The following is a 15,444-nucleotide window of genomic DNA, read 5'->3' as shown; positions in this document are numbered from 1 at the left end:
CGCAGCCAGCGCCCTCCTGAAGCGGGAATGACCGATCCCGTGATCTCAACTCAGAACAGGCCCTAGCGACCTTGGCCTGATCGCTGTCCCGGCCGTGGATCCGCCACCCGCCGCCATCAGGGATCCGGCCGACCTTCTTCACATCCAGGTGCACCATGTGTCCGGGCCAGCGGGCGATGATCTTCCCCGGCTTCCGGTTGTTCTCACCGCCTGGGTCGATGAAGCGGCGTTCGCCGAGGCCGAGCCGGGTCAGGTGTCGGCTGGCAGTTCGCCGGTCGATCACAAACCGATACTGACAAGTTCGTCGGTGATCCGTTGCGCGGACCACTTGTGCTCGCGGCGCCAGGACTCGATCTGCTCGATGCCCCATGCTGGAGTCGCGTTCGGACTCCGGTGCGGACTCGACGGCCGGTCTTGCAATCCCGCATCACCGTGTAGCCGCCAGCGATTTACCCACTTGCTGGCGCATGCGCGAGAGATGCCCATCTCAGCGGCGACGTGGGCGATGGGACGTGTCTGGCACCGCTTCCCGAGCCGCCTACGGCCCTCGACGCTCAGGGGCGCATTCGCGTGGGGCACTCGTCGTCCTCTCGAAGTCAGACGACGGCAGGCGCGACACCTGTCGTGCGCGCCTGCCGCATTGCGGCCTTTCAGCCCCGCGGTGCGACGCGGATACGGTTCCCGTCAGGATCGGCTGCGAGGAAGGTCAGCCCGAACCCCGCATCATGAGGCTCGCGCAGGATCGTGACCCCCTTGGAATTCCACTGCTCAAAGGTCGCGTTGAGCTCGTCGGGTCCACCGTCGATGGCCAGGCAAACCTCACTGGTGCGCGGGACGTCCGGTGACAGATCCTCGAACTGGCCAGACCACAGACCGAGGTCAGCGCCTGGCCCGAGGTCGAAGGTGATGTATCCCGGAGTCTCGAACGAGGGGCTCATGCCGAGGAGGTCGCCGTAGAAACGAGCTGCGGCGGGAGCGTCGTTCACGTAGACGATGGACACGACGGATGTGGTCATGGTTGTTCCTTCTCACAGGTCGTAGGTACGCATCCACCAGCCTGACCGGGATATGCGCCGCATCGTGTCGCACTTCCTGAAAAAATCAGTGTGTGACCCCAGATCGCTTCTTCACCCTGATGCTGCTCCTCACATCGAGGGATGCCGTGACCACACAGGAACTCGCCTCAGCGCTCGGGGTGTCCCTTCGAACCATCACCCGGGATCTGAACTGGCTCCGCGACGCCGGTCTGCCGGTGACCGCACACCGGGGCCGCCTCGGAGGCGTGACCATGCTGCCCGGGTCCGGGCTCGACCCCACGCGACTCACACCGGGCGAGCGTGATCATCTGTCGCTCACTGGGCTGGATGAGAAGCAACGTGCGGAGCTCAACGCATCGGTCGAAAGCCGGCGCGCGCTCTCCAAGATCGCCGCTACACAGCCACGTCGAGTTCATGAGCTCCTGCCGCTCACCGACGTAGTGCACGTGGACAGCCGTCCCTGGCGTCAGGCACGAGCTTCCGGCACGACTCCGGCTTCGCTGATCGGCGCAGTGCGGCGAGGTCACCGGCTACGGATCGAGTACGACAGCCCACGCGAGTCATACCCACGCGACCTGGTCGTGGATCCCTACGGGCTGTTCGCCAAGGCCGGCATCTGGTACCTCGTCGCCGACTGTGCCCGAGTGCCACGGATGTACCGACTCGAACGGATCACGACGTGGAAAGAAGTCGACCAGCCACGACGGATCCGCGAGAGCCAGACCCTGGCCACCGTCGCTGCAGCGCTCATTGATCAGTGGGAGCACAACCACGCGATAGAGGTCAGCGCCACCATCGACCAGACCCAGATCGAGCGAGCGCAACGGATCTTTGGCCTACGACTCGTCCCGGACGACCATGAAGAATCCGCCACCGGCCGCAAGGTAACGATCCGCTTCCTGCATCTGGAGGACGTGCGAGCACTACTGCCGTTCGGGAGCGCCATCACTGTGCACGGCCCCACCGAAGCCAGGACCCACCTCCGCGACCTCGCCACCAATCTTGCCCACCACTATGCGCCGTCACCAACGTCCTGACCCGCAACACCTAGGGCATGGCCGCCCCCCTCGGGCAAAGGCCCAGGCCGTCCGCTCCCGGTTTGTCCGGACCTCCGAGCGCCAGCCCCGAGACCTGAGCCGGTCGTCAGCCGCGTTGAGCGATCTCGGCGGCGTAGGTGTTGTCTTGGCCGCCGATGCGTTTCCAGGTATCGGCGGTGGTCTGATGGACGCCGAGCAGGCGACTGACGACCACGGCAGGCAGTTCGGAGGCCAGCTCGACCAGCGCGGTGCTACGTGCCATCCGGGGCCGGATGCCGAGAGCGTGCAGTCTGCGCATCACCTGGCTGCGGCTGAGGGGCCGACCTGGGTATCGGCCAGGGAACAACCAGCCCTCGGCCGCGGTGGAGCCCGCCATCGCGTCGGCGTGAAGGGCGAGCTGTCGCTCCCCTCGTAGCGTGAAGACCGTGACTGCAGGGGAAGTTGGGAGTCATGGCGGAGAAGCGACGGAAGTTCGATCCGGAGTTCCGTGAGGGGGCCGTACGGATCGTCACGGAGACCGGCAAGACGATCGCCGAGGTCGCCGAAGACCTGGGGATCAACGAGACCACCCTGGCCAGCTGGGTCTCCCGCGCCCGCCGGACTGGGACGGCACCGGCCGGCGGGAGCGACGAGCTGGAGCGGCTGCGGCGGGAGAACGCCCAGCTCAAGCGGGACAACAAGGAACTGGTCATGGAGCGTGATGTCCTCAGACGCTGCATGGTCCTGTGGGTGAAGTAGCCGTGGCGGACCCGGCACAAGTGGTCGGGGTGATCAGCGACTTCAGGACCGGGCACGGCATTTCGCACCGCGTCTCCTGCCGCGCCCTGGGCGTGAGCGAGGCGTGGTTCTACAAGCACCGCACCCGCCAGCCCACCCGACGTGAGCTGCGCAGACAGCATCTGATCGAAGCGGTGAAGGAGGAGTTCGACGACTCCGGCGGCACCTACGGCTCGCCGAAGATCTGGATCAGGCTGGTGAGGCAGGGCTGGCGGGTCTCGGTGAACACCATCGCGAAGATCATGGCCGAGCTGGGCCTGGTCGCGCGGAACGTGCGCAGGCGGCGGGGGCTGACCCGCCCGGGGAAGCGGCCGGCCGCCCCGGACTTCGTGCGCCGCGACTTCACGGCCGAGGCACCCGACCTGGTCTGGTGCGGGGACATGACGGAGATCGAAACCGGTGAGGGCAAGCTGTACCTGGCCACGGTCATCGACCTCTTCTCCCGCCGCCTGCTCGGCTACGCGATGGGGGCACGCCACGATGCCGAACTGGTCGTCGCCGCCCTGCACATGGCCGCCACGACCCGCGACGGCGACGTGCGCGGGGTCATCTTCCACACGGACCGCGGCAGCGGAATACGCCTCACGGAGGTTCCGCCGGGCCTGCCGCAAACTAGGCGTTTTCCAGTCCATGGGCCGGGTCGGATCTTGTTTCGACAACGCCGTCAGCGAAGCGTTCAACAGCGTCCTGAAGGTTGAGTACGTCCACCGGCACACCTTCGCCACTCGCACCGAGGCCCGGATCCGGAGCGCCACCTGGATCACCGACTTCTACAACGCCCGACGGCTACACAGCGTGTGTGCCTTCAAGAGCCCGATCGACTACGAACACGACTACCGGGCCAGCCTCAGCGAGGGGCTGGCCGCATAGGAAGGTCTCCACGGTTCGAGGGGATTGACACCGCTCGCGGGCGCGTACGGGGCCACGCAGGGCGGCGGCGCGACCCGGAAGCACGTCCACTCCATCATCCGCACCCCGAACGGCAACGACTACGGAAAGGAGCTCCTTCGACAGCACTACCTGACGTCACCGCACCACCGGTGATGTCACCACTCGTTCTCCCGTCATGACCAGGGCCGCACCCGGCTGGGTGCGGCCCTGGTCGTAGGGCGTCGTAGGGCAGGGTCAGGAGCGGTCGGCGCAGGTCGTCCCGCGTTCGTAGACGGCCACGTGGCGGCCCCGCGCGCGGGTCTCCTCGCAGAGGGTGAAGTGCTCGGTGAGCACCTCGCGTTTGGCCGCGTCACGGGTGGATGTTCCCCGGTGGTGCTGGATGCCCGAGTCGCTGATGACCACGATGCGGTGTTCGCGGAGCATGACCGTCCGGATGAGGGCGGGGTCTGCCTCGATGCCGCGCAGGGTCGCGGAGTCGGGGCCGTTGCGGGCGAGGGTGACGTCCCGCAGGCCGCGGAAGGCGTCGGGCGAGGTCAGGGCGGTGTCGCGGCGGGCGGCGGGGAGGTAGACCACCGCGCCGTCCCGGCCGCCGCGCGCCTCGGCCTCGGAGGCGGCGGCGAGGACGTCGTCGACGCGGCTGTTCCACTGCCGCATGGACAGTTCCACGGGCAGCAGCGCGACGAGGGCGAGCAACGGCATGGCCACCAAGGCCCAGTTGAGGCGGAGGATGCGGAATCGTCCGGCACGCACCAGCCGATCCGCCCCGGCACCCAGCAGCAGGGCGAGCCCCACGTTGCCGTACAGCACATACCGGTCCACGTACAGCGGCTGCCAGGCGAGGGAGGCCAGGGTCAGCAGCAGCTGCGGTACGGCGAGCAGCGGCAGCGCGAGCGCGGGCAGTGACACCGAGGCCGGGGCCGCATCCTGTCGCCGCCGTCCTACGGCCCACGCGCACAGGCAGCCCGCCAGCACCATCCCGGCGACCGACAGCAGCCGGGCGCCGGTCATGGGGGCGATCCAGGAGACCTGGTCACGCTGGCCGAGGCTGACGACGATCAGCGGCAGGCTGCCCAGGGTCACGCCGCCCGCGGCAGTCAGCCAGGGGATCAGTGCGGTGCGCGCGGCCAGGAGCACCGTGGTGCCGTGGGCGAGCAGGGCGAGGGCCGCGAACTCGTTGAGCAGGACGGCGACGAGCATCGTGAGGGCGTACGCCGTCCAGGGCCGCCAGGCGTGGCGCCGCGTGGTCAGGGCGGTGAGCAGCAGCCCGCTCGCCACCACCACCGCGGCCACGACCAGGGCGTAGGAGCGGCCTTCCTGCGCGTAGTGCTGGGTGGAGGGGATCGCCGTGAAGGTGAGCCCGGCCGCGAGTCCTGCCCAGGGTCCGGCGAGGCGTCGGCCCAGCATGGCCGTCCCCGCCGCCGCGGCGGCCATCGCGAGGACGGACGGCAGCCGCAGGGTGAGGAGGTTGTCGGGCGATACGGCGAACATCCCCTGCATGAGGAGGTAGTACAGCCCGTGCACGGCGTCCACCTCGGCCAGCATGCGCCACAGCTCGGGCACCGTGCGGTGGACGCCCTGCCAGGTCGCCGCCTCGTCGCGCCACATGCTGCCCTGCCGGGTCAGTCCCCAGCCCCCGAGCAGCACCATGACGACCGCCGGTACGACGGGCACCACCCAGCTCGGCGCCGGTCCCGGCCGTGCCCGTCGTACCTCGACCGCTTCCCAGAGCTGGTTCGGTGTGGTCGCGCGAACAGCACCGGCAGCCTGCACAAGTCCCCCTGTTCCCCCGTGTTCCCAGCGGGGGCGGCCGTCGTTCACAGGGCCGCCCCTGCTGGTCAGAGGGAATTCCGCTGTCGGGGGTTGCCTGCCGACGGGCTTCGATCAGCGGTGGGGGACTCCGTTCGGGGCCCGCGGCGACCAGGGGGTGTTGTGAAAGTCCCGCACAGCACCCCCTAAACCGCGCAGGCCCGGGCGAACGCGTCGGCGAGTTCGGTGGGGCGGGTGAAGAGGGACTCGTGGCTGCCGGGAGTCTCGATCATCAGGGGGTTCTTCAGGCGCTGGGGGAAGCGTTCGGCCCAGTGCCATTCGCCGGGGAGGGAGAGGTCCTCGGTGGACAGGACGTAGGCGGTGGGGATGTCGAGGGCGTAGAAGGCGCTCGTGTCCGGCTTCTCCGTGAACGTGCCGAGCGGCTGCGGCACGAGCAGGGAATGGACGATCCGCTGGGTCTCCTCGTCGGCGTCCTGCATGAACGCCTGCTGGAACACCTCGAACGGGAACATCACCCCGTTGTTGCCGGAGGCCGTCGCCACGGCACGGAACATCTCGCCGTAGTGCGGCGGGCACGCGTCGATCAGCGACTCGCCGTCGTTCGGCACGAACGCGCTCCAGAAGACCAGCCGCCGCAGTCGGGAGGCCAGTCTGGGCGCCGCGCCCACCAGCACGTAGCCGCCCCAACTGTGGCCGACCAGCGTGATGTCCTCCAGACCGGCGCGCTCGACGTACTCCACGAGGCTGTCGACGCAGTCGGTCAGGGTCACGTCGGTCGGGTCGTCGCCCTCGCCGAGCCCGGCCAAAGTGGGCGTGTGCACCTGGTGTCCGGCGGCCCGCAGTTCGTTCGCTACGGGGCGCCAGGCCCAGCCGCCGTGGCAGGCGCCGGTCACCAGGACGAAGGTCTCGCTCATGTCGATCTCCTTTGATCGAGTAGTCACAACCAGGCTGGGATTTCCGGGAGTTCACCCGTGACGTGCAGGGGTTCAGCAGTGCCCCTGCCGGTGAGCCACGCGGCCAGGGCGTACGGCGGTCCGGAGACCGTGGCGCCGACGGGGCCGGTGCCGAGCGTGAGGCCGCCGTAGCCGTCCGCGCTCAGCTCTACGCCGGTGCCCGGGGCGACGCGGGCCGTCATCCACCCGGCCACATCGCGTACGAGGGCCCAGGCGAGGTCGGGCGGCAGGACGTCCATGCCGACGCCGACCCGCAGATCGACCAGGTGGATCCAGACTTCGCGGGCGCGCAGCCAGGGCACCTCGGACGCCGGGATCTCGCGGCCCAGCCCGCTGGTGACGGTGGCCGACCAGTCGTCGTCCGACAGTGCCTCGGCGGCTTTCCGGAAACGCTCGGCGGACTCCCGTACGTCCGCCCGCTGTTCGGCGAGCGGGCGGCCCGCGCCGGCCTCGATGTCCGTGGCCCGTTGGTCCGGCGAGGCGTACATGGGGGTGGGGATTCCCGTACGGGCCCAGGCCAGCAGGTTGACCAGGGCGTCGGCGTTGCGGGCGAGGTGGGTGAGGAGGTGGCCGCGGGTCCAGCCGGGAAGGGTGGACGGTTCGGTGACGGCGTCCGGCGACAGTGCGTCGACCGCCCGCTGGAGCCGGACCTGCCCGTCCGTGACCCAGTCCAGCACCCTCACGGCTTGTCCTCGACGACCGTGTTCACACACTCCCCGATGCCCTCGACGACCGTCCGCACGACCTGGCCCGGCTTGAGGAACACCTTCGGGTCACGGGCCGCGCCCACACCGCCGGGGGTGCCGGTGAGGACGAGGTCGCCCGGCTCCAGGGTCGTGAACGTGCTGAGGTACGCGGCGATGTCCGCCGGGGTGAACAGCAGGTCGGAGGTGCGTGAGCGCTGCATGACCTCGCCCTCGACCTCCAGCCGGATCTCCAGGTCGGCCGCGTCGTCGATCTCGTCGCCGGTGACCAGCCAGGGCCCGGCCGGAGTGCTGGCCTCCCACGCCTTGCCCTGGAGCCACTGCGGGGTGCGCCACTGCCAGTCCCGCATGGAGATGTCGTTGACGACGGTGTAGCCGGCGATCGCGGCCGCCGCCTCCTCCCTGGTGGCCCGGCGGGGCAGCCGGGAGCCGACGACGAAGCCGAGTTCGGCCTCCCAGTCCAGTTGGTCCGTCTCGCCCGGGTGGACGATGTCGTCGCGGGCGCCGAGCAGACAGTTGGCGAACTTGGCGAAGAGGGCGGGGTGCGACGGCATCTCGCGGCCCATCTCCGCTATGTGGGTACGGTAGTTGTGGCCCACGCAGAAGATCTTGGCCGGGGTCGTGACGACGGGGGCGAGGTCGAGGGCGGCCGCGTCGTGCGCGGGGCCGTCGGCGGCGGCCGCTTCCGTACGCCAGTCGGGGCGGCGCAGCAGGGTGGCGACGTCGGGGGCGCCGACCTCCACGGCCCGGTCGCCGTCGAGGCGGACGGCCGCCGTGCCGTCGGCGGTGCGGATGGTGGCGAGCTTCATGCGGTCGTGCTCCCGGTCGTTTCGGTGCGGGCGGTCGTTTCGGTGCGGGCGGTCGTTTCGGTGCGGGCGAGGTTGAGCGCCTCGTAGAGGGGCGCGTCGTTGAAGGTGAACAGGTCGAGCCCGGTGTCCGCCTCGATGGTGAGGGCGCACCAGGAGGGCACGGCGATCAGGTCGCCGGCGGCCACCTCGATCACCCGGTCGTCGAGGGTGACGGTGCCGCTGCCGCGGAACACCTGCCAGACCGAGGAGCCGACGGTGCGGCGGGTGGCGGTGGTGGTGCCGGGGCGCAGCCGGTGCATCTCGGTGCGCAGGCTGGCGAGGGCGTCGCGGCCGCTGGCGGGGTTGGTGAAGCGGATACCCGCGTGGCCGGGCTCGATGACGCCGGGGTGTCCTTCGTCCTCCAGCTCCAGCTGGGCGGTGAGGGCGTCGTCGGTGTCGGCCCAACGGTAGGCCATGAGCGGGGAGTTGGTGGTGTCCGGGGCCGCGATCGGGCGCAGGCCGGGATGGCCCCACAGGCGTTCGTTGCGCGACCGGGACGGGGTCGAGCGGTCCGACACGCCGTCCTCGCCGAACTCGAAGAACCCGGCGTCGAGTCGGTGGACGAGCGGGATGTCGAGGCCGTCGAGCCAGACCATGGGCTCGTCGCCGACGTGGTGGTGGCCGTGCCAGTGCATCGACGGCGTGAGGAGCAAGTCGCCGGGGCGCATCTCGACCGCGTCGCCGTTGACGACCGTCCACACGCCCTCGCCCTCCAGGATGAACCGGAAGGCACCCTGCGAGTGCCGGTGTGCGGGGGCGACCTCGCGCGGGCCCAGATACTGGATCGCCGCCCACAGGTTGGGGGTCGCGTACGGCCGTCCGGGCAGGCCCGGGTTGGCGAGCGCTATCGCCCGGCGCTCACCGCCGCGTCCGACCGGCACCAGGTCGCCGGACCGGCGGGCGAGCGGCAGCAGGGTGTCCCACTGCCAGACGTGCGGTACGGCCTCGGGCCGCGGGGTGAGCGGCATCAGGTCGCCGATCTCGGTCCACAGCGGGATGAGCCCGGCGGCCGCGAAGCCGTCGTACAGCTTCCGCAGGTCGGGGTCGGTCTCGTCCGGCGCTATCACCGGCACGGAGGTGGTGGCTGTGACCGGCGTGGTGCCGTCGGCGTCAGTGGTGGTCATCGGGGGTTCCTTCGGCGTCGAGGCGGCGCGCGATGTCGGCGCGCAGGGCCTTCTTGTCGATCTTTCCGACCTTGGTAGCGATGAGTTCGGGGACGGTCACCAGCCGGTCCGGGAACTTGAAGCGGGCCGTGCCCGCGCGTTCCATGACGTGGTGGACGTCGTCAAGGGTGACGGTGTGATCGGGTTCCGGTACGACGTAGAGGCAGACCCGCTCGCCCAGTTGGGCATCGGGCATGGCCACGGCGGCGGCGCGGGCGACGCCCGGGGTCTGGTACGCGAAGTTCTCGATCTCCTCGGCGGAGATGTTCTCCCCGCCCCGGATGATCATGTCCTTGTCGCGGCCCTCGACGACGAGGTTGCCGTCGGGCCGCAGCCGCACGATGTCGCCGGTGCGGTACCAGCCGTCCTCGGTGAACGCGCGGGCGTTCTGTTCCTCGGCCCGGTAGTAGCCGCGCGGGGTGTACGGGCCCCGGGTGAGCAGCACACCGGGACTCCCCTCCGGGACCGGGTTGCCCAACTCGTCCACGACGAGAAGCTCGTCGTCGTCGCACATGGGGCGCCCCTGCGTCGTGCAGATGACATCCTCGGGGTCGTCGAGGCGGGTGTAGTTGAGGAGGCCCTCGGCCATGCCGAACACCTGCTGGAGGGTGCAGCCCAGTTCGGGGCGGACGCGGCGGGCGACGTGGTCGGCGAGGCGGGAGCCGCCGACCTGGAGGAGGCGCAGCGAACTCAGGTCGTGCCCGGGGTGTTCCCGGTGGTGGTCCAGCCAGCGCTGGGCGATGGCCGGCACCAGGGCGCTCACCGTGACGCCCTCACGCTCGACGATCGGGAACGCCTTGTCCGGGTTGGGCGAACCGAGGACGACCCTGCCTCCGTTCAGCAGCGTCCCGAGCAGGCCCGGGCAGGCGAGGGGGAAGTTGTGCGCGAGGGGCAGGGCGGCGAAGTAGACCGTGTCGGGGCCGAGTTCGCAGACCTCGGCGCTGCGGCGGGCGTTGTAGAGGTAGTCGTCGTGCGTGCGGGCGATGAGTTTGGGCAGTCCGGTGGTGCCGCCGGAGAGCAGGAAGACGGCGATGGAGCGGCTGTCGGGCCGGTACGCGTCGACTGCGCCCCGCGCGTCCTGGGTGCTGTCGGACGCGGCGCACAGTTCCCTCAGGTCCACAGCGCTGTCGCCCACCTTGTCGCCAAGGACCAGAACGTGGGCGAGAGTTGATGAGGCGTCAGCGACCTCGAACGCCATCGACTGATGGTCGTGGTCCTTCAGGACGTCCGGCACCGCGATGGCCACCGCCTCGCTGTGCTCGACGAGATGACCGATCTCGTGTCTGCGGTGACCCGGCAGCGCCATCACGGGGATGACGCCGAGGCGCAGGCACGCGTAGGTGAGGATCACGAACTCGGCCGTATTGGGCAGCTGCACCACGAGCCGGTCGTCCGGCCGCAGGCCCAGCGCGGCCAGGCGCAGCGCCGCGGCGTCCGCCTGCTCGGCGAGCTGCCGGTACGTCACCCTCCGGTCGCCGTCGACGACCGCGATCGCGTCGGGGGCCGCGTCGGCGGCGGCGTGCAGCCGGTCGCCGAGGGCGACGCCCTCCCAGTAGCCCTTCGCGGTGTAGCGCTCGGCGTACTCCGTCGGCCAGGGCACAGCTCCGTCGCTGCTAGGCCTAGGCATGGTCGTTCTCCTTGGTGGGGGTGGGCACGGTGGGCGTGGGCACGATCACGGCGTCCAGGGCGATCAGTCCGTCGGCGGTGAGCCGGAGCGGGTTGATCTCGATCTCGGCGGTCTGGGGGCTCGCGGTCAGGGCTGCGGCGAGTGCGGCGACGATCCGGCCGAACTCGGCGCGGTCCAGCACCGGGCCGCCGCGCCAGCCGTCGAGCAGGGCACGGGCGGCCAGTTCGTCGGGCATCGTGGCCGCCTCGGTCTCGGGCAGTGGGGCGAGCCGGATCGCCACGTCGGCGAGCGCCTCGGCGGCCGTACCGCCCAGCCCTGCCACCACGACCGGCCCGAACACCGGGTCCCGCCGCACCCCGAGCACGAGGTCGACGCCGGCCGGGGCCATCGCCTCGACGAGGTAACGGCGGTCGGGTCCGATGGCGTCCAGCGCCGCGTCGAGTTCCTCGGCGGTGCGTACGCCCAGGTGGACCCCGCCGATCTCCGTCTTGTGCAGGATCGCGGCGTCGAGCACCTTGACGGCGACGGGGCCGTCCAGCCGGCGCAGGACCTGATGGGCCTGGGCACGGTCGTCGCAGGCGACGCGGGCAGGGGTGCGGATGCCAAGTTCGGCGAGGAAGGTCTTGGCGGTGTCCTCGTCGAGGGGGCCGACGGGTACGGACGAAGACGCGTCCACCTCGCCCCGCAGGTCCCTCCCTCGCAGGGCCCTCCCCCGCGCGTCCCTCACCAGCGCCCGTACCGCGTTGGCGGCGGCCGCCGGGCCGGTGAGCGCCGGGACTCCGGCCTTGTGCAGGCGGGCGCGTTGTTCGGCCACGTCCTCGGGGAGGCCGCCGACGACCACGACGGCCGGGGCATCGGCGCCGAGGCCGGCGGCTTGGACAGCGGAGGCGAGGTCGACGCTGTCGGGTTCGGTCAGGGCGTAGACGGAGAGGAGGTCCACCGCGGGGTCGGCGGCGGCGGTGGCGAGGACGCGGGCGAACGTCTCGGCGGGGCGGCCGGTGTCGACCGGGTTGCGCTGGTAGGTGAGCGGCGGCAGCAGCTCGCTCAGCGCACGCTGCGTGGTCGTGGTCAGCTCCGGTACGCGGATACCGTCGACGCCCGCCCGGTCCGCCAGGAGCAGCCCCGGTCCCGCCTGGGCGGTCACGATGCCGAGCCCCGGGGCGGGGTGGGGGCGCAGCCGGATGCGGGAGAGCGCGGTGAGCGCGTCCACCAGCTCCCGCTCGTCGTCCACGACCACCGCCCCGGCCTGCCGCAGTGCGGCCCGTGTCGTACGCCAGGACGTGGCGAGCGCGCCGGTGTGCGAGCGGGCGAAGTCGCCGATGTCACTGCGGCCGACGACCAGGGCCACGACCGGTTTCGCGGCGGCCACTCTGCGCACGGCCGCCACCAGACGGGGTCCGTCCGGCACCGTCTCCAGGTGCAGGGCGACAGCGGTCGTACGGTCGTCCTCCGCGAGGTGCTCCAGGACGTCCGCGGCGGTGACGTCGAGGCCCGCCCCGATGCCGACACCGAGGCTGATCCCGTTTCCGGCGGCGACCAGGTCGAAGGAGAGGGCGTGGTTGACGCCGCCGCTGGCCGCGACGACGGCGATGTCTCCGGCCGGGAGCTGTCCGGCGGCGGGGACGAAGCTGGCGGTCAGACCGAGGTGGGGCGCGAAGAAGCCGGAGGTGTTGGGGCCGAGCAGCCGGATGCCCGTCTCCCGGGCCACGCGGCGCAGTTCGTCCGCGTACTCCTCGCCCTCCGGGCCCGCCTCGCCGAAGCCGCCGGCGCAGACCAGTGCGGCACGGCAACCGGCGGCGGCCGCCTCGGCCAGCGCTTCCGCACAGCCGGACGCGGGCACGCACAGGACGGCGAGGTCGAGCCGTCCGTCGGTATGCGCGGCGGCCTCGGCGACGGAGGCGTACACGTCCTCGGCGGGGTCGGGGCGGCGCGCGTTGACCAGGGCGCGGGCGCCGGGAAAGGGAGCCAGGGAACGGGCCATGGCGGCACCGAGCTTCCCGGCCTGCCGCGAGGCGCCGATCACGACGACGCCCTCGGGCGCGAACAGCGGAGTGAGGTTGAGATCCATGGTCACGCCTGCCCCGCCGAGTCGGTCCGGCCCGCGAAGTCGGCCTGGGCCACCAGATCGGCCCGCCCCGACAACACCAGGGTTTCGGCCCGGTCGTCGTCCATCGTGTCCTCCACGATCAGCGCGGGGACGCCGTACACCAGCCGGGCCTGTTCGGCGAGCAGGGAGCGGGTGAGCGGGGTTCCGTGCTGTACGGCGACGAGGTCCGGCGGTACCTCACGGCTCAGGGCGGCGGCCAACTGCTCGTACGACGTGGGGAGTTCGGCCTCCGCGTCGGGCACGGTGAGCCACAGGCAGCGGGAGCCCTCGCCGCGCAGCTCGGCGAGCTGGGCCAGGGTCAGCCGTCGGCCGCCGAACTCCATGAACGGGGTGTCCAGGGGGGCCGATCCCTCGTGAGCGACGCGCCAGTCCCGTACGACCGTGTCGACGAACTCGGGGTCGCGGCGGGCGATCCGCTCCTTGCCGATGGAGCGGGAGATGAAGTGAAAGGCGAACTGGGTGGGCCGGAACGCGTCGTGGTAGCGCCCGAAGTTCTCCCACCAGGACAGGCTGGGCCGGGCGGCGCCCTGGATCTTGTCGACCGAGGGCCGGCGGGCGGCCTCGTACGCCTCCAGGGCGGTCGGCAGGTCGTCGCGGTGGGCGAGGAGGCTGTCGGCGAGGGCGACGGCGTCCTCCATGGCCATCTTGGTGCCGGAGCCGACGGAGAAGTGCGCGGTGTGGGCGGCGTCGCCGAGCAGGACGACGTTGCCGCTGTGCCAGCGGTGGGTGCGGCGGGTGCGGAAGTTGCCCCAGCGCGAGTTGTTGACCAGCAGCTGGTGTCCGTCGATCTGCTCGGCGAAGAGCTTCTCCAGGTAGTGCCTGGTCTTCTCGTCGCTGGGCCCCGGCGGCTGCGCGGTGTCGAACTCGTCGAGGCCCGCCCGCCGCCAGGACGCCTCGTCGGTCTCCACGATGAAGGTGCTGACGTCGTCGCTGATCGGGTAGCCGTGAACGGCGAACGTGCCGTGCGGGCCGTGTTCGTGGACGAAGGTCAGACCGTCGAATAGGTAGTTCGTGCCGAACCAGATGAACTTGGCGGTCGCGACCTCCACCTCGGGCACGAGCACGTCGGCGAGCCGGTCGCGGAAGCGGGAGTTGGCGCCGTCGGCGGCCACGACCAGGTCGTAGTCGGCCAGTTGCGCCGGATCGGCGGGGACCTCCTGGCTGAACCGGAGGTCGACGCCGACCTCCTCCGCCCGCCGGTGCAGCAGCTGGAGCAGGGTCCTGCGGGTGATGGCGGCCATGCCGTTGCCGCCGCACCGGATGCGCTGTCCCTTGAGCCGCACCTCGATGTCGTCCCAGTGCCGGCCGTGGTCCGCGAGCGCGGTGCGCAGGACGGGGTCGGCCTCGTGGATGGCGGCCAGGGTCGCGTCGGAGAACACCACGCCGAAGCCGAAGGTGTCCTCCGGGCGGTTCCGCTCGAAGACCGTCACCTCGACCGACGGATCGGCCTGCTTGATGAGCGCCGCGAAGAACAGCCCACCGGGGCCGCCTCCCACGCAAGCGATCCGAGAAACCATGGCCTCCGCCTTCACGTTCGAGTGCAGGCCCAGACTCAGGCCCGCAGGCATCCTGTGTCAATAGATACACGGGCGTCAATAATTTGTTGCGCATTTCCGAGTCCGCCTTGTCCGCTCCGACAAGGTGATCCAGGGATCTCTGTCCCCGAACCGCTCAACCTCACGACGGCCGTCCGTGTGCCATAGTCATTTCCGTGAAGCCTCGATCGATCGTCTTCGACCTGTTCGGCGACTACGTCCGCTACCGCGGCGGGGACGCCCGGATGCGCACGCTCAGCACGCTGATGGGCTGCTTCGGTGTCGGTGAGAGCACCGTGCGGGTGGTCCTCGCCCGGCTGCGGAAGGAGGGGTGGTTCGACGTCCGGCGGGAGGGCAGGGAGACGGTCTACACGCTGAACAAGCGCAGCCTCCAGCTCCTCGACGAGGGCCGCTCGCGCATCTTCGACCGGGCGCCGGCCGACTGGGACCGGCACTGGTACATGGTCATCTACTCGGTCCCCGAGACCGAACGCGGCGTGCGCGACCGCATCCGCAAGGAGCTGGCCTGGCTGGGCTTCGGCCCACTGGCCCCGTCCACGTACGTCTCCCCGCACGACCGGCTCCAGCAGGTCCGGGAGAAGTTCGCGGACGAGCCGGCCGTCCGGCTGGACACCCTGCGCTGCCAGTCCGGCGGGCTGCCCGTCGACCGCGAGATGGCGGCGCGCGGCTGGGACCTGGCCGCGCTCAACGAGGACTACCGGGAGCTGCTGCGCACCTATCGCGGCCGGATGCCCTCGTACCGGGCCGGGCACCTCAGCCCCGAGGAGGCCCTGGTGGAGCGCATGCGGTTGACGTACGACTACCGCAAGTTCCCCTTCCGCGATCCGGACCTGCCGACCGAGCTCCTGCCGGCGGGCTGGGTGGGCCAGGAGGCGTACGAGATGTTCATCGAGGCCCACGACATCCTGGGCCCGGCGGCCGAGTCCTACTACGACGAGGTGGCCGGGACCCGCCCCGGGTGAGGCACGCCCCTACGG

General features: G+C 70.9%; 16 protein-coding genes and 1 pseudogene. 6 read left to right on the top strand and 11 right to left on the bottom strand.

Features of this window, described 5'->3' with window-relative positions; genetic code table 11:
• Positions 1–579 (bottom strand): annotated as a pseudogene (locus F3T56_RS08620) (helix-turn-helix domain-containing protein); the annotation flags it as partial.
• Positions 580–650: 71 nt separating this feature from the next.
• A complete protein-coding gene (locus F3T56_RS08615; RefSeq protein ID WP_149824100.1) occupies positions 651–1,016 on the bottom strand; it encodes a VOC family protein in 366 nt (121 codons plus the stop codon).
• A gap of 92 nt (positions 1,017–1,108) precedes the next feature.
• Between F3T56_RS08615 and F3T56_RS08610 the strand changes: the two genes are divergently transcribed.
• On the top strand, positions 1,109–2,074 hold the full coding sequence (locus F3T56_RS08610; protein WP_149824099.1) for a helix-turn-helix transcriptional regulator: 966 nt from the start codon (positions 1,109–1,111) through the stop codon (positions 2,072–2,074).
• A 106-nt stretch (positions 2,075–2,180) separates the two neighbouring features.
• On the opposite strand, the gene F3T56_RS47580 is transcribed toward F3T56_RS08610, so the two are convergent.
• Entirely contained in the window at positions 2,181–2,336 is a 156-nt protein-coding gene (locus tag F3T56_RS47580; protein ID WP_172638854.1) for a hypothetical protein, read from the bottom strand.
• Positions 2,337–2,524: 188 nt separating this feature from the next.
• Here F3T56_RS47580 and F3T56_RS08605 point away from each other — a divergent pair, with 188 nt between their 5' ends.
• From F3T56_RS08605 to F3T56_RS08595, 4 genes are read left to right on the top strand one after another with little or no spacing between them, the layout of a single operon-like run.
• A complete protein-coding gene (locus tag F3T56_RS08605; protein WP_149824098.1) occupies positions 2,525–2,812 on the top strand; it encodes a transposase in 288 nt (95 codons plus the stop codon).
• 2 nt (positions 2,813–2,814) lie between these two features.
• On the top strand, positions 2,815–3,549 hold the full coding sequence (locus tag F3T56_RS08600; RefSeq protein ID WP_216372934.1) for an IS3 family transposase: 735 nt from the start codon (positions 2,815–2,817) through the stop codon (positions 3,547–3,549).
• Positions 3,482–3,721, top strand: a complete 240-nt coding sequence (locus F3T56_RS46905; RefSeq protein WP_216372933.1) for an integrase core domain-containing protein — start codon at positions 3,482–3,484, stop codon at positions 3,719–3,721. Before F3T56_RS08600 ends, F3T56_RS46905 begins: the two co-directional genes overlap by 68 nt.
• A gap of 24 nt (positions 3,722–3,745) precedes the next feature.
• Positions 3,746–3,895 (top strand): DUF3500 domain-containing protein, encoded by a 150-nt coding sequence (locus F3T56_RS08595; protein ID WP_246203495.1) that lies wholly within the window; start codon positions 3,746–3,748, stop codon positions 3,893–3,895.
• An 81-nt stretch (positions 3,896–3,976) separates the two neighbouring features.
• Here F3T56_RS08595 and F3T56_RS08590 read toward each other — a convergent pair whose 3' ends face one another.
• From F3T56_RS08590 to F3T56_RS08555, 8 genes are all read right to left on the bottom strand, one after another.
• Positions 3,977–5,512: a glycosyltransferase family 39 protein gene (locus tag F3T56_RS08590; protein WP_149824097.1), complete on the bottom strand. Its 1,536-nt coding sequence runs from the start codon at positions 5,510–5,512 to the stop codon at positions 3,977–3,979.
• A 182-nt stretch (positions 5,513–5,694) separates the two neighbouring features.
• Positions 5,695–6,423 carry an alpha/beta fold hydrolase gene (locus tag F3T56_RS08585; protein WP_149824096.1) on the bottom strand — a complete coding sequence of 243 codons (729 nt, stop codon included), beginning with the start codon at positions 6,421–6,423 and terminating at the stop codon, positions 5,695–5,697.
• A gap of 23 nt (positions 6,424–6,446) precedes the next feature.
• Positions 6,447–7,145, bottom strand: a complete 699-nt coding sequence (locus F3T56_RS08580; RefSeq protein ID WP_172638853.1) for a maleylpyruvate isomerase family mycothiol-dependent enzyme — start codon at positions 7,143–7,145, stop codon at positions 6,447–6,449.
• Entirely contained in the window at positions 7,142–7,975 is an 834-nt protein-coding gene (locus F3T56_RS08575; protein ID WP_149824094.1) for a fumarylacetoacetate hydrolase family protein, read from the bottom strand. The genes F3T56_RS08580 and F3T56_RS08575 overlap by 4 nt, the downstream gene beginning before the upstream one ends.
• Positions 7,972–9,138 (bottom strand): cupin domain-containing protein, encoded by a 1,167-nt coding sequence (locus tag F3T56_RS08570; RefSeq protein WP_149824093.1) that lies wholly within the window; start codon positions 9,136–9,138, stop codon positions 7,972–7,974. The genes F3T56_RS08575 and F3T56_RS08570 overlap by 4 nt, the downstream gene beginning before the upstream one ends.
• On the bottom strand, positions 9,125–10,804 hold the full coding sequence (locus F3T56_RS08565) for a (2,3-dihydroxybenzoyl)adenylate synthase (RefSeq protein WP_149824092.1): 1,680 nt from the start codon (positions 10,802–10,804) through the stop codon (positions 9,125–9,127). The genes F3T56_RS08570 and F3T56_RS08565 overlap by 14 nt, the downstream gene beginning before the upstream one ends.
• Positions 10,797–12,872: an acetate--CoA ligase family protein gene (locus F3T56_RS08560; RefSeq protein ID WP_149824091.1), complete on the bottom strand. Its 2,076-nt coding sequence runs from the start codon at positions 12,870–12,872 to the stop codon at positions 10,797–10,799. The genes F3T56_RS08565 and F3T56_RS08560 overlap by 8 nt, the downstream gene beginning before the upstream one ends.
• 2 nt (positions 12,873–12,874) lie before the next feature.
• On the bottom strand, positions 12,875–14,428 hold the full coding sequence (locus tag F3T56_RS08555; protein WP_149824090.1) for an FAD-dependent monooxygenase: 1,554 nt from the start codon (positions 14,426–14,428) through the stop codon (positions 12,875–12,877).
• A gap of 194 nt (positions 14,429–14,622) precedes the next feature.
• On the opposite strand from F3T56_RS08555, the gene F3T56_RS08550 reads away from it, so the two are divergent.
• A complete protein-coding gene (locus F3T56_RS08550; RefSeq protein WP_149824089.1) occupies positions 14,623–15,429 on the top strand; it encodes a PaaX family transcriptional regulator in 807 nt (268 codons plus the stop codon).
• Positions 15,430–15,444 lie beyond the last annotated feature (15 nt).

The organism is Streptomyces tailanensis, from assembly GCF_008386495.1.
Classification (GTDB): domain Bacteria; phylum Actinomycetota; class Actinomycetes; order Streptomycetales; family Streptomycetaceae; genus Streptomyces; species Streptomyces tailanensis.
The sequence above is the reverse complement of the archived record's forward strand: the minus strand, read 5'-3'. Positions and strand labels throughout refer to the sequence as shown.